General features: G+C 73.2%; 13 protein-coding genes and 1 riboswitch. Of the genes, 11 read left to right on the top strand and 2 right to left on the bottom strand.

Annotation, left to right across the window (positions count from 1 at the left end):
• The first annotated feature begins 43 nt into the window (after positions 1–43).
• Positions 44–1,276, top strand: a complete 1,233-nt coding sequence (locus ACIBK8_RS15695; RefSeq protein WP_399042353.1) for an ROK family transcriptional regulator — start codon at positions 44–46, stop codon at positions 1,274–1,276.
• A gap of 110 nt (positions 1,277–1,386) precedes the next feature.
• On the opposite strand, the gene ACIBK8_RS15690 is transcribed toward ACIBK8_RS15695, so the two are convergent.
• On the bottom strand, positions 1,387–2,160 hold the full coding sequence (locus ACIBK8_RS15690; RefSeq protein ID WP_399042352.1) for an SDR family oxidoreductase: 774 nt from the start codon (positions 2,158–2,160) through the stop codon (positions 1,387–1,389).
• A 170-nt stretch (positions 2,161–2,330) separates the two neighbouring features.
• A riboswitch (FMN riboswitch) is annotated at positions 2,331–2,461 on the top strand.
• Between the two features lie 151 nt (positions 2,462–2,612).
• Between ACIBK8_RS15690 and ribD the strand changes: the two genes are divergently transcribed.
• From ribD to ACIBK8_RS15640, 10 genes are all read left to right on the top strand, one after another.
• Positions 2,613–3,740, top strand: a complete 1,128-nt coding sequence (ribD, locus tag ACIBK8_RS15685) for a bifunctional diaminohydroxyphosphoribosylaminopyrimidine deaminase/5-amino-6-(5-phosphoribosylamino)uracil reductase RibD (protein ID WP_399042351.1) — start codon at positions 2,613–2,615, stop codon at positions 3,738–3,740.
• 1 nt (position 3,741) lies between these two features.
• Positions 3,742–4,368, top strand: a complete 627-nt coding sequence (locus tag ACIBK8_RS15680) for a riboflavin synthase (protein ID WP_399042350.1) — start codon at positions 3,742–3,744, stop codon at positions 4,366–4,368.
• Positions 4,365–5,018 (top strand): nicotinamide riboside transporter PnuC, encoded by a 654-nt coding sequence (locus ACIBK8_RS15675; protein ID WP_399042349.1) that lies wholly within the window; start codon positions 4,365–4,367, stop codon positions 5,016–5,018. The genes ACIBK8_RS15680 and ACIBK8_RS15675 overlap by 4 nt, the downstream gene beginning before the upstream one ends.
• Complete coding sequence (locus ACIBK8_RS15670; protein WP_399042348.1) at positions 5,015–6,304, top strand: bifunctional 3,4-dihydroxy-2-butanone-4-phosphate synthase/GTP cyclohydrolase II; 1,290 nt, start codon at positions 5,015–5,017, stop codon at positions 6,302–6,304. Before ACIBK8_RS15675 ends, ACIBK8_RS15670 begins: the two co-directional genes overlap by 4 nt.
• 60 nt (positions 6,305–6,364) lie before the next feature.
• Positions 6,365–6,850 carry a 6,7-dimethyl-8-ribityllumazine synthase gene (ribH, locus tag ACIBK8_RS15665; protein ID WP_393687786.1) on the top strand — a complete coding sequence of 162 codons (486 nt, stop codon included), beginning with the start codon at positions 6,365–6,367 and terminating at the stop codon, positions 6,848–6,850.
• Between the two features lie 112 nt (positions 6,851–6,962).
• On the top strand, positions 6,963–7,235 hold the full coding sequence (locus ACIBK8_RS15660) for a phosphoribosyl-ATP diphosphatase (RefSeq protein ID WP_399042346.1): 273 nt from the start codon (positions 6,963–6,965) through the stop codon (positions 7,233–7,235).
• A 50-nt stretch (positions 7,236–7,285) separates the two neighbouring features.
• On the top strand, positions 7,286–8,134 hold the full coding sequence (gene hisG, locus ACIBK8_RS15655) for an ATP phosphoribosyltransferase (protein WP_393687788.1): 849 nt from the start codon (positions 7,286–7,288) through the stop codon (positions 8,132–8,134).
• Positions 8,135–8,165: 31 nt separating this feature from the next.
• A complete protein-coding gene (locus ACIBK8_RS15650; protein WP_399042345.1) occupies positions 8,166–8,651 on the top strand; it encodes a PH domain-containing protein in 486 nt (161 codons plus the stop codon).
• Between the two features lie 206 nt (positions 8,652–8,857).
• Entirely contained in the window at positions 8,858–10,219 is a 1,362-nt protein-coding gene (locus ACIBK8_RS15645) for a hemolysin family protein (RefSeq protein WP_399042344.1), read from the top strand.
• Positions 10,216–11,388 (top strand): hemolysin family protein, encoded by a 1,173-nt coding sequence (locus tag ACIBK8_RS15640; RefSeq protein WP_399042342.1) that lies wholly within the window; start codon positions 10,216–10,218, stop codon positions 11,386–11,388. The genes ACIBK8_RS15645 and ACIBK8_RS15640 overlap by 4 nt, the downstream gene beginning before the upstream one ends.
• A 25-nt stretch (positions 11,389–11,413) precedes the next feature.
• Here the strand turns inward: ACIBK8_RS15640 and ACIBK8_RS15635 are convergent, their stop codons facing one another.
• Entirely contained in the window at positions 11,414–13,300 is a 1,887-nt protein-coding gene (locus ACIBK8_RS15635) for an AAA family ATPase (protein WP_399042340.1), read from the bottom strand.
• Positions 13,301–13,666: the final 366 nt, after the last annotated feature.

Below are 13,666 nucleotides of genomic sequence, written 5' to 3'. Positions count from 1 at the left end.
CCCTGCCTGTTAATAAGAGGGTGACTTCTGGAAAGATTCCGCCATGCATGCACCGCGCACGGTGGCCACCGGCCGTACCGCGTCCCCGAGCACCGCCCGGCGGATCAACGACCGGCTTGCCCTGCAACTCCTGCAATCCGAAGGCCCGTTGACGGCGAACCAGCTCAAAGCGCTGACCGGCCTGTCCCGCCCGACCGTCGCCGACCTCGTCGAACGCCTCCAGGAAGCGGGCCTCATCGCGGTCGTCGGCGAGAGCGGCGCCGCGCGGCGTGGCCCCAACGCCCGCCTCTACGGCATCGTCGCCGACCGCGCCCACCTCGTCGGCCTCGATCTGCGGCCCCACCGCGCCACCGTCGCCGTCGCCGATCTGCTCGGCCGCACCCGCGCCGAACACAGCGTCTCCATCCGCCCCGGCACCCCGGCGAAGCGGGCGGTGGCGGCCACCCTCAAGGCTCTGGACACCGCGCTGCGGACGTCCGGCGCGTCCGGCGCGCACACCCTCGCCGTCGGCGCCCCCGGCCTCGTCGACCCGGCGACCGGCAGGCTCGGCGGCACGGACCGGCTCTCCGCCTGGCACGCCGACCTGATCGCGGCGCTCCGTGCCCGCCCGGCGCCGGTCCTGCTGGAGAACGAGGTCAACCTCGCCGCCATCGCCGAGCAGCGCGACGGCGCGGCCCGCGACCGTGACACCTTCGTGCTGCTCTGGCTGAGCCACGGCACGGGGGCCGCGGTCGTCCTGGACGGCAGGCTGCGCCGCGGCGCCTCCGGCGGCACCGGCGAAATCGGCTTCCTGCCCGTCCCCGGCACCGCGGCCCTGCCCTCCGCGCACGGCTGCGACGGCGGCTTCCACTCGCTCGCGGGGTCGGCGGCGATCGTCCGGCTGGCGACGGAACACGGCATCACGGCGGGCGCGGCGGCCCGGGACGGCGACGTCCCCCCGGACGGCGGCGCGCCGCCCGCCGAAGCCCTCGTACGGGCCGCCCTCGCGGACCCGGAGGGTGGTGACGCCTTCCTCGACGCGCTCGCCGGGCACATCGCCATCGGCGCGGCGGCGGTCAGCGCCGTACTCGACCCCGGCTGCGTGGTGCTCGGCGGCGAGATCGGCCGAGCGGGCGGCACGGAACTCGCAGACCGGGTCGGTGCCCGGCTCGCCCGGCTCTCACCGCTGGCCACCGAGGTGCGGGCGGGCACGACCGGCGGCTCCGGCGTGCTGCGCGGCGCGGTGCTGGCGGCGATGGACGCCGCGCAGGAGGAACTGTTCGCGGGCGGCGGCTGACCGCGCCGACGGCCGGGGCCCGCCTCCGCACCGCCCGTTCCCCGCACCGCCCGTTCCCCGTACGGCCCGTCGCGCGTACCGGCCTCACTCGTACGGATGGCCCCTCGGGCTCAGGCAGGACGCCCCGCCCGCGCCGCGAGGAACGCCTCGTACGTCCCTTCCCCGACGGCGTGCTCCGGGGCGAGGATGCCGCCCGCCCGGAGCGCGGTCGCCGCCCTGCCCGGCAGCCACAGCGGCACCAGCAGCCGGCGCCGGCCCGCGTACCGCAGGGTGAGCCGGATCAGTGCGCGGGTGTCGAGCACCTCGGGCCCGCCCATGTCGGCGACCCGGCCGGCCGGCGGCGCGGACGCCAAGTCGGCCAGCCGGCCGGCCACTTCACGCACCTCGATCGGCTGCACCCGCACCCCCGTCGGCACCGGCAGCACCGGCGAGCGGGAACCCGCCTTCACCACCCTCAGCACCAGGTCGTGGAATTGCGTGGTGCGCAGCACGGTCCAGCCGATGCCGGATTCCTCGATCGTCCGCTCCACCGCCCGCTTGGTGCGGTAGTAGCCGATCGGCACCCGGTCCACGCCGACGATCGAGATGTAGACGAGGTGCCCGACGCCGGCCGCCCGCGCCGCGGCCACCAGCCGTCCCGCGGCCTCGCCGTCCCCGCCCGACGGCGTCGAAGCGCAGTGCACCACCGTGTCGGCGCCCGCCACCGCCGCCGCGAGACCGGTGCCGTTGCGCAGGTCCACCGCGTACGTCCGCAGTCCCGGGCGCGGCGGGCCCTGCGCGGGCCTGCGGCTCAGCGAGCGGACGTCGTGGCCGTCGTGGAGCAGCCGGTCGACCAGGGGCCGCCCGAGTGCGCCCGTGCCGCCGGTCACCAGAATTGTCGCCATCGGGGATCAGTCCTTGAGGTCGGAGTCGTGCGGGAGGTTCCCCGTGATGACGGTTCACCCGCCGTATCCGTGACATCCGACGTGCCCGTGGCTTGTGAGACAGCCCACAGGCTTCGCCCGCATGGCCGTCGATCAGCCGTGGCAGACTGGCCCTGTACTGAAATGAGCAGCAGCGCACTCCGGGGTCGGTGTAATTCCGAACCGGCGGTAACAGTCCGCGACCCGTCCGCAGCCAGCGGCCGGTTGAGCAGGTGAAATTCCTGCACCGACGGTGAAAGTCCGGATGGGAGGCAGTGCGCGGCGGGCGAGCTTCGGTATACCGCCGTCGGCGGCACACCCGGTGCGTTGTTCCGGGTGGGCTCTCTGTTTTCCGGCCGGTATGCCATGGCTTGTTTCCGCTTCTGTCGTCCAGACAGCCCCGGAGTCCGTGCCCGAAGAGGCAGGAGGACCCGGTGGCCACCACAGAACCCGCCGAGACCGCGGCGATGCGCCGTGCCATCGAGCTTGCCGCCCGCGGCCTCGGGCACACCAGCCCCAACCCCGTCGTCGGCTGCGTCGTCCTGGACGCCGACGGCCGCACCGCGGGCGAGGGCTGGCACCGGCGCGCCGGCGGCCCGCACGCCGAGATCCACGCACTGCGCGCGGCGGGCGAACGCGCCAGGGGCGGCACCGCCGTGGTCACCCTGGAACCCTGCAACCACTCAGGTCGCACCGGACCCTGCGCCCAGGCGCTGATCGACGCCGGTGTCGCCCGCGTCGTCTACGCCGTATCCGACCCGAACCCGACCGCGACCGGCGGCGCCGTCACCCTCGCCGAAGCCGGGGTCGACGTCGAGGGCGGACTGCTCGCCGACGAGGCGGCGGCCGTCAACGAAGCCTGGCTGACGTCCGTACTGCGCGGCCGTCCCTTCGTCCTGTGGAAGTACGCCGCCACCCTCGACGGCCGGATCGCCGCGGCGGACGGCACCAGCCGCTGGATCTCGTCGCCCGAGTCGCGCGCCGACGTGCACCGGCTGCGCGCCCGCGCCGACGCCGTCATCGTCGGCTCCGGAACCGCCCGCGCGGACGATCCCCAACTGGGCGCCAGGATCAGCGGGTTGACGGACGACGAGGTCAGCCAGCCGCTGCGGGTCGTCGTCGACTCCGGCGCCTCGGCCGTCAAGCCCGGCGCCCGGGTCCTGGACGGCACCGCGCCCACCCTCATCGCGGTCGCCGACGACGCCGACACCGCCCACCTCGAAGGACTCGCCCCGCTCGTCCGGCTGCCGCGCGCCGCCGGTGGCCGCGGGCTGCACATCCCCGCGCTGCTCCAAGCGCTCCACGAACGCGACGTGCGCTCCGTACTCCTGGAAGGCGGCCCGACCCTCGCCGGGGCGTTCCTCGCCGCGCGCGCCGTCGACAAGGTCGTCGGCTATCTCGCGCCGGTGCTGCTCGGCGCGGGCCCCGCCGCCGTCGGCGACGCCGGAATCACCACCATCGGGCAGGCGTTGCGACTCGATGTGACCGAGACCGCGCGGCTCGGCCCCGACCTGCGCATCACCGCCACTCCCACCCGCCACACGCTCCACGAGGAGAACTGAAGTGTTCACCGGAATCGTCGAAGAACTGGGTGAGGTCACCGCCGTCGAGAACCTCGGCGACGCCTCCCGCTTCCGCCTGCGCGGCCCGGTCGTCACGGACGGCGCCCGGCACGGCGACTCCATCGCCGTCAACGGCGTCTGTCTGACGGTCGTGGACACCGCCGACGGTGAGTTCACCGCCGATGTGATGGCCGAGACCCTCAAGCGCTCCAGCCTCGGCGCCCTGACCGTCGGCTCGCGGGTCAACCTCGAACGCCCCATGGCGCTCGGCGGCCGGCTCGGCGGGCACCTCGTCCAGGGGCACGTCGACGGCACCGGCACCATCACCGGCCGCACCCCCGGCGAACACTGGGAGATCGTCACGATCGCGCTGCCCGCCGGGCTCGCCCGCTACGTCGTCGAGAAGGGGTCGATCACCGTCGACGGTGTCAGCCTGACCGTCGTCGACGCCGCCGACGACCACTTCACCATCAGCCTCATCCCCACCACCCTCGCCCTGACCACCCTCGGCATCAAGAAGACCGGCGACCCCGTCAACCTGGAGGTCGACGTCCTCGCCAAGTACGTCGAGCGGCTGCTCGGCGCGGGCGGCGAGGGCGGCAAGGACCGGGAAGGGGCCGTCCGGTGAGCGCCCTGACCTGGCTGAACGGCGAGGCGTTCACCGCCTTCGGACAGCACGTCATCTGGTCCGACATGGTCGGCAACACCATCGGGCTCGCCGCCCTGGCACTCGGCTGGCGTCGCTCCATATGGACCTGGCCCGCCCAGTTCCTGTCCGGCGTCATCCTCGTCGCCGCCTACGCGTCCGCCCACCTCAGCGGCGGGGTCGGCAAGCAACTGCTGGTCATCGGTGTGGCGCTGTGGGGCTGGCGGGCCTGGCAGCGCGGCCGTCGGCAGGCCCAGGACGGCTCCATCGCCGTCCGCTTCGCCACCTGGCGCGAGCGCGGGCTGCTGATCGGCGGCACCGCGCTCGGCACCGCCGCCGTCGGCGGGCTCTTCACGCTCGTCCCGCAGCTGTCCTGGAACCCCTGGCCCGACGCCTACATCTTCGTCGGCACGCTCGCCGCGATGGTCGCCCAGGCGCGCGGCCTGGTGGAGTTCTGGTTCGCCTGGCTGCTGGTCGACCTCGTCGGCGTCCCGCTCGCCTTCAGCAGCGGGCTCGCCTTCTCCGGATTCGTCTACGTCGTCTATCTCGCGCTCGTCGCGTGGGGCATGCGCGACTGGTGGCTGCGCTCGCGGACGAGCGCCGCCGCCGTCTTGGAAGGAGCAGCGGCATGACCGCACTGCAGAGCTGGTACGAGTCCGCCGACGACGCGGACCTGACGCTCGATCCCGTCGAGCGGGCCATCGCCGACATCGCGGCCGGCCGGCCCGTCGTGGTCGTCGACGACGAGGACCGCGAGAACGAGGGCGACCTGGTCATCGCCGCGGAGAAGGCCACCGCCGAGATCGTCGCCTTCATGATGAGCGAATGCCGCGGCCTGATCTGCGCCCCCATGGAGGGCGCCGACCTGGACCGGCTCGGGCTCCCGCAGATGGTCGAGCACAACACCGAATCGATGCGGACCGCCTTCACCGTCACCGTCGACGCGACCCCGGAACACGGCGTCAGCACCGGCATCTCCGCCGCCGACCGCGCCACCACCCTGCGGATGCTCGCCTCAGGCGCCACCGTGGCCGGCGACTTCGTGCGCCCGGGGCACATCTTCCCGCTGCGCGCCAGGCCCGGCGGCGTCCTGGTCCGCAACGGCCACACCGAGGCGGGTGTCGACCTCGCCCGGCTCGCCGGACTGCGCCCGGCCGCCGCCATCGTGGAGATCGCCGGCGAGGACGGCGCGATGCTGCGGCTGCCGGAACTGGTGCCGTTCGCCCGCAAACACGGCATCGCCATCATCTCCATCAAGGACCTCATCGCCTACCGCAGGACGTCCGCCCCCACCGTCCGCCGCGAGGCCGAGACCCGGCTGCCCACCGCGCACGGCGAGTTCACCGCGTACGGCTACCGCTCCACCGTCGACGGCGTCGAGCACATCGCGCTGGTCGCAGGCGACATCGGCGACGGCGACGACGTCCTGGTCCGGGTCCACTCCGAGTGCCTGACCGGCGACGTCTTCCACTCGCTGCGCTGCGACTGCGGACCCCAGCTGGAGGCGTCGCTGGAGCGGATCGCCACCGCCGGCCGCGGCGTGGTCATCTACCTGCGCGGCCACGAGGGACGCGGCATCGGCCTGCTGTCCAAGCTGCGCGCCTACGCACTCCAGGAACAGGGCCACGACACCCTGGACGCCAACCTCGAACTGGGCCTGCCCGCCGACTCACGCGACTACGGCGCCGGCGCCCAGATGCTCCAGGACCTCGGCGTCCGCTCGGTCCGGCTGCTGACCAACAACCCCGACAAGGCCGCGGCCCTGATCCGCGACGGCCTCAAGGTCAGCGGCCGGGTGCCGATGCCCGTGCAGGCGGGCGAGCACAACCTCCGCTACCTGCGCACCAAGCGCGACCGGATGGGCCACGACCTGCCGTGGCTGGACGCCGGACACACCGGCGACTGCGACAACCGGTAGCCGCGGACCCCGCCCCCACCCACCGTCAGCACGCACAACATCACCCGTACGAGGAGAACCGTGAGCGGCAAAGGCGCACCCGAACTGACCGTGAAGAACTGCGGAGACCTGCGGGTCGCCGTGATCGCCGCGCAGTGGCACGAGCAGATCATGGACGGCCTGGTCGACGGCGCCCTGCGTGCCCTGGCCGAGCTGGGCATCGACGAGCCCACGCTGCTACGGGTGCCCGGCGCCTTCGAGCTGCCCGTCGTCGCCAAGGTCCTGGCCGGGCGCGGTTACGACGCGGTGGTGGCGCTCGGCGTCGTCATCAAGGGCGGCACCCCGCACTTCGACTACGTCTGCCAGGGCGTCACCCAGGGCCTGACCCAGGTCGCGGTCGACACCGGCGTCCCGATCGGCTTCGGCGTACTGACCTGCGACACCGAACAGCAGGCCCTGGACCGCGCGGGCATCGAAGGATCCACCGAGGACAAGGGCCACGAAGCGGTCACCGCGGCGGTCGCCACCGCCGCCACCCTGCGCACCGTGTCCGAACCCTGGCGCTGACCGGCCGCCACCCTTCAGGGGTGGCGCTGCGCCCCCGCCCGTCGCCCTCCGCCACCCTTCCGTGGTGGCGCTGCGCGCCGCTGCGACATTGCCCGCTAGGGTAGGGATCACCATGTCCAAGAAGACTTTCGAGGAGCTCTTCTCCGAGCTCCAGCAGAAGGCCGCCACCGGCGACCCCGCGTCCTCCCGTACCGCCGAGCTGGTCCAGGCCGGCGTCCATACGATCGGCAAGAAGGTCGTCGAAGAGGCCGCCGAGGTCTGGATGGCCGCGGAACACGAATCGGACGAGGCGGCGGCGGAGGAGATCTCCCAGCTCCTCTACCACCTCCAGGTCATGATGATCGCCAAGGGTCTCACCCTCGACGACGTCTACAGCCACCTCTGAGCGCCCCCGCTCACCACTCAACACCCCACCCACCGAAGGAAGTCCACCTCATGCTGCGCATCGCTGTCCCCAACAAGGGTTCACTGTCCGAGCCTGCGTCGGCGATGCTCCATGAGGCCGGCTACCGCCAGCGCAAGGACCGCAGGGAACTGGTCCTGGTCGACGCCGAGAACGAGGTCGAGTTCTTCTTCCTCCGCCCGCGCGACATCGCGGTCTACGTCGGCTCGGGCAAGCTCGACATCGGCATCACCGGCCGCGACCTGCTGCTGGACTCCGGCTCGCAGGCCGAGGAGATCCTCCAGCTCGGCTTCGCCGGATCGACGTTCCGTTACGCCACCCGCCCCGGCACCGCGAAGGACGTCACCGAGTTCGGCGGCATGACGGTCGCCACCTCGTTCTCCGGCCTGGTCACCCAGCACCTCGCCGACAACGGCGTGGACGCCTCGGTCGTCCACCTCGACGGCGCGGTGGAGACCGCCATCCAGCTCGGCGTCGCCGAGATCATCGCCGATGTCGTGGAGACCGGCACCACCCTGCGCAACGCCGGTCTGGAGATCATCGGCGAGCCGATCCTCAAGTCCGAGGCCGTCGTCATCCGCCGCACCGGCGCCCCCGCCGACGACCCGAAGGTGCGCCAGTTCCTGCGCCGCATGCAGGGCGTCCTGGTGGCCCGCCGGTACGTGATGATGGACTACGACATCCGCGTCGAGCACGTCGAGAAGGCCGTGGGCCTCACCCCGGGCCTGGAGTCGCCGACCGTCTCCCCGCTGCACCACGAAGGCTGGGTCGCGGTCCGCTCGATGGTCCCGTCCAAGGACGCCCAGCGCATCATGGACGAGCTGTACGACCTCGGCGCCCGCGCGATCCTGACCACCGGCATCCACGCCTGCCGACTCTGACCCGCGGCCGTCGAACGGCCCGCACCACCGCATGCCCACGAGACGGAAGACCGACGACGTGTCCGCGCCCGCACCCCTGCCCAGCCTCCCGGTGACCTTCCGGCCGACCCGTACCCGGGCCGTCCTGTACGGCGTCGGCCTCGCCCAGTTCGCCGCGCTGACCGCCATCGCGCTGGCGCTGCCCGCGCTGACCGGGGGCGAGCGGCTCAGCTTCATCTTCACCGGACTCGTGGTGCTCGCCGTCCTCCTGCTGCTCGCCCGCCCCAAGGTGATCGCGCGGCAGGAGGGCCTCACGGTCGTCAACCTCACCACCCGGCGCGAGCTGGACTGGGCCCAGGTGCTGCGCGTCAACCTCCGCAACGGTGACGCCTGGGTCCATCTGGACCTCGCCGACGGCACCAGCCTCCCCGCGATGGGCATCCAGCCCGGCATCGGCAGGGAGCACGCCGTCCGCGACGCCCGCGCGCTGCGCGCGCTCGCCGAGAGCCACGGAACCGGCGGTTCCGCCGCCGCGTGACCCGGCCGTGGGTGACCTCGCTCTCCGAGGTGTTCCCCGCCGATCCGCGCCCCGCTGATTACTCTGTTCCGCGGGGCGCTCTTCACGCCCTGCCCCGCCCCGGGGCCACTGCGACCTGAGGAGTGACTCCCTCCAGCAATGGATGGATCGTCCTGTAGTACCTGCGCCGCCCCTCCCCGACCCCCGCGGACGACGGAGGCGGCGGCATGACCGGCCCGCTGCTGCTGCTCGCCGCCGCCCTCGTACTGATCCTGGCCAACGGCTTCTTCGTGGCCGCCGAGTTCGGGCTCGTCACCGTGGAGAAGGCCGAGGCCGAGCGGGCCGCCGCCGAAGGCGACCGCCGCGCCGCCACCGTCGTATCCGCGCTCCGCGAGCTGTCCTTCCAGCTGTCCGGCACCCAACTGGGCATCACCATCACCTCGTTGGTCGTCGGCATGCTCGCCGAGCCCGCGCTCGCCGAGCTGCTGAACGGGCCGCTGACCGCGATCGGGCTGCCCCGGGGCGCGGTGCCCGGTATCGCCGTGGTGCTCGGCATGCTGCTGGCCTCTGCCGTCCAGATGGTGATCGGCGAGCTGGTGCCCAAGAACTGGGCGGTCTCCAAGCCGCTCCAGGTGGCCCGCTTCGTCGCCGCCCCGCAAGACGCCTTCTCCCGCTTCTTCCGCCCGGTGATCACCCTGCTGAACACCGTCGCGAACCGTCTCGTCCGGGCCCTCGGCGTGGAGCCGACCGACGAACTGGCCTCCGCCCGCACCCCCGGCGAACTGGTCTCCCTGGCCCGGCACTCCGCCCAGGCGGGCGCCATCGAGCAGGACACCGCCGACCTGTTCGTACGCAGCCTGTCCCTCGGCGACCTGACCGCGGAGAACGTCATGACACCTCGGGTACGGGTCAGCGCCCTGCAGGCTTCGGCCACCGCCGAGGACGTCGTCAACCTCACCCGCGCCACGGGCCTTTCCCGCTTCCCCGTCTACCACACCCGCCTCGACGAGGTCGTCGGCATGGTGCACCTCAAGGACGCGCTGGCGATCCCGGCGCACGACCGGCTGCGCACACCCGCGGGCCGGCTCGCGGTGCCGCCCCTCCAGGTGCCGGCGACGCTGCCGGTGGCGCCGCTGCTGGAGCGGCTGCGCAGCGAGCAGCCCATCGCGGTGGTCGTCGACGAGTACGGCGGCACCGCCGGTGTGGTCACGCTGGAGGACATCATCGAGGAACTCGTCGGCGAGGTGCGGGACGAGCACGACCGGGTGGACCTGCCCGAGCTGGGCCAGGCTCCGGCCGAGGACGGCAGGCCCGCCTGGGACGCCGACGGCGGCTGCCGGGTCGACAGACTGCGGCGGATCGGCCTGGAGGCGCCCGACGGGCCGTACGAGACGGTGGCGGGAATGGTGGCCCACATACTCGGCCGGATCCCGGCCCCCGGCGACATCGCCGAACTCGACGGCTGGCGGCTGCGGGTGCGGCTGGTCTCGCACCACCGCGCCGAGCGGATAAGGATCGTGCGCACGGCTCCGGCCGGCGCGGCACCGGCCAGGGAAACCGTCGGCGCCGGAGCGGAGGTGGCACGATGAGCGCCGCCCAACTCCTGCTCGCCGTCCTCCTCGTGCTCGCCAACGGCTTCTTCGTCGGCGCCGAGTTCGCCCTGGTGTCGGTACGCCGCAGCCAGATCGAGCCGCTGGCCACCGAGGGTTCCAAGCGGGCCCGCCAGGTGCTGCACGGTCTGGAGAATCTGCCGCAGATGATGGCGGCGGCCCAGTTCGGCATCACCGTCTGTTCCCTGACGCTCGGCGCGGTCGCCGAGCCGACCGTCGCCCACCTGCTGGAGCCGGTCTTCCACGCGGTACATCTGCCGGAACCGCTGATCCACCCGCTCGGCTACGCCATCGCCCTCGCCCTGGTGGTCTTTCTGCACCTGGTCATCGGCGAGATGGTCCCCAAGAACCTCGCGATGGCGGCGCCCGAGAAGACCGCCCTGTGGTTCAGCCCCGGACTCGTCGCCTTCGCCCGCCTCTGCCGCCCGGTCACCGCGCTGCTCGGCGCCTGTGCCCGGGGCGTGCTGCGGATCTTCCGCGTCGAGCCCAAGGACGAGGTCGAGGCGGTCTTCACCAGCGAGCAGCTGACCCATCTCGTCGAGGACGCGGGGCAGGCGGGCCTGCTCGCCCCGGCCGAACAGGAGCGGCTCGCGGACGCGTTGGAGCTGGGCAGCCGCCCGGTCACCGACGTACTCCTCGACCCTGCGGGCCTGGTGACCGTCGACCCGACGGTCACCCCGCGCCAGGTCGAGGAGCTGACCGTGAAGACCGGCTACTCCCGCTTCCCGGTCTGTGCATCCGGCGGGGCGTACATGGGATATCTGCACGTCAAGGACGTGCTGGACCTGGAGGAGCGGGACCGTGCGGTACCGCAGCGGGTCTGGCACCCGATGGCGACGCTGCGCGCCGAACTGCCGCTGGACGACGCCCTGACGGCGATGCGCGGCGCCGCCTCCCACCTCGCCGCCGTCGCCGGGCCCACCGGCCGGGTCGTCGGCCTGGTCGCGCTGGAGGACGTCCTGGAGATGCTGGTGGGCGAGATGCGGGATCCCGCCCACCGCACCGCGAGCGGCAGCCACGGCGCCCGGGACGCGCGCCCGGTGGCCGCCGATGCCCGCCTCGGCGAGCCGCGCGACGGCTCGCAGCCGCACGCGGGCGCGGTGCCGCAGGACGATCCGGCGTACCAGGACCGGGCGCTGGCGGGCTGACCGGCAGGTCAGGGGCCGGCGCCGGTCAGTCCGGCGGCGGCCCCTGCGGGTCGGGGCCGCGGCCCGACAGCACCTCGCCGTACGCCTGCATCAGATCGGGCAGCCGCAGCGTGGCGAGGTCGTCGCGGCCCGGGGTGCCGCGCCAGGTGGAAAGCCGCAGGTCGCGGTAGGCGCAGCTCTTCTCGTACAGGGTGCGCAGGAAGCGGCCGTTGCCGAGTTCGTCGATCCAGCCCTGTTCGACGACGTGGCCGCTGATGCTGCACAGCTCGTCGCGTGACTCCTCGTCCCAGCGGTCGCCGTTCTCCGCCGCCAGCACCTCGCCGATCGCGGTCAGTTCCAGCGGCCGGTAGCTGGGGAAGTCGACGCGGGAGGTGAAGCGGGAGGACAGGCCCGGGTTGGCGGCCAGCAGGCGGTCCATGCCCTCCGGGTAGCCGGCGAGGATGACGACGAGCCGGTCGCGGTTGTCCTCGGCGCGTTTGAGCAGCACCTGAAGGGCTTCGTCGCCGTACGCGTCGCCCTTGCTGTAGCCGGAGTTGGCCAGGCTGTACGCCTCGTCGACGAAGAGCACGCCGCCCAGCGCCGAGTCGATCAGCTCGTTGGCCTTGACGGCGGTCTGGCCGAGGAACTCGCCCACCAGGTCCGCGCGTTGGGCCTCCACCAGGTGATCGCCGCCGAGCAGCCCGAGCGCGTAGAAGACCCGCCCGAGTATCCGGGCCACGGTCGTCTTGCCGGTGCCCGACGGGCCGGAGAAGACGAAGTGCCGCTTGGGCGGCTGCACCGGCAGCCCCTGCCCGGCCCGCAGTCCGGCCATCCGCAGCTGCGCGGAGAGCGCCCGTACCTGGCGCTTGACCGGCTCCATACCGACCATCCGCTCCAGCTCGGCCAGCGCCTTCTCCAGGAGTACCGGGTCGGCGGGCCCGGCCGGCAGCCGTTCGGTGCCGCGCGGCACCGGCGCCGCCTTGTTCCGCGCCGGACCGGCCCCGCCGAGCGCGCCGCCGGCCCCTTCGGGGGCGCCCGTCTCGCCGCCGCCCAGCAGCTCGCGCCCGTCGACCGGGTCGAGCGGGGCGAGCGGGTCGAGGTCGCCGCCCACCTCCTGGCCGAAGCCGGATGCGGAGACCGCGGCGAGGTCCCCGCCCTCCTCCAGGCCGTCCGCCTGGGCGATGGCGGCGAGCCGCGCGGTGGTGTCCATGAACGCCTGGTCGACGCGGTGCACGGCGCGGTAGAGGGGGAGTGCGGCGGCCGAGCGGCCGGTGCCTTCGTGCGCGCGGGCCAGCCAGTAGCGCAGCTCCTTGCGCTGCGGCTGCTCGCTGCGGCAGCGCATCAGGGCGGTGGACAGCAGCGGCGCGGCCTGGCCGTACATCTCCAGGCGCACCCGCGCCATGCCGCCGAACAGCCCGGCCTCGATGCCCAGCGCGGGATCGTCGAGCAGCGGTTCGGTGTGCCGTACCAACTGGTCCCAGTCCTTGACGAGATAGCCGCGGCAGGCGTGCAGGAAGCGGACCTGGGGATCGGTGTCGACCGGCGGGCAGCAGGCCAGCGCCTGGTCGAGTTCGGCGATGTGGCGGCCGTCGAGCCAGTGGGAGGCGTGCGCGAGCAGCAGGTCACGGCTGGTCTCCAGCACCGGCTGGACCCACCAGCCCAGCCAGTACCAGGAGTTGAGGGACCGTCGGTGTCTGGCCCGCTGCTCGCCGAAGCGGTCGCGGTGGCGGTGCATGCGCAGCAGCGCGGTGGAGGTGTCGGCGCGCAGCGCGTGCAGCCCGAGCCAGGCATCCGCCATCGTCGGGTCCAGCCGCACCGCGGCCCGGAACTCCTCCTCGGCCTGCGGATACGCGCCGACGGTGTACGCGTCGACCGCGCGCAGCCAGGCGAGTTCGGCCGGGGCGGGCGGCGTGCCCTGTGTGCCGGAATCCATCGCGTCCCCCCACAAAAAACGTACCCCCGTGGTGTGCCGCCGGACGAGTGCCGGACCGCAGTCCGCCGTGAACCGGCGTCCTTGGGGCGGGAGTTGCCTTCACCGCGCGCGTCGCCGGTCCTCGCCCGTCCTTCGGTGGCACCGACTCGCATGGTACCCGCGGTATCGGTGCAGGCCGTAGGGGGCGGTGCGGGGAGAGCGGCAGGACCGGCGCGAAGGGTGCGGTGACCCTGGGTGAGGAGGACGCGGCGCCGAGGGCGGCAAAAGGGAAATCAGGGCAGAACGAAGCCCCCGATCACGGGGGAACAACCGGGGGCTTCGCGACTGCGGGCGGTCCGTCAGAACCGCACAATGAGAACGTAAGTC

The sequence above is a fragment of the Streptomyces sp. NPDC050161 genome (genome assembly GCF_044460025.1).
Lineage (GTDB): Bacteria > Actinomycetota > Actinomycetes > Streptomycetales > Streptomycetaceae > Streptomyces.
This window is presented reverse-complemented; position numbering and strand designations above follow the sequence as displayed.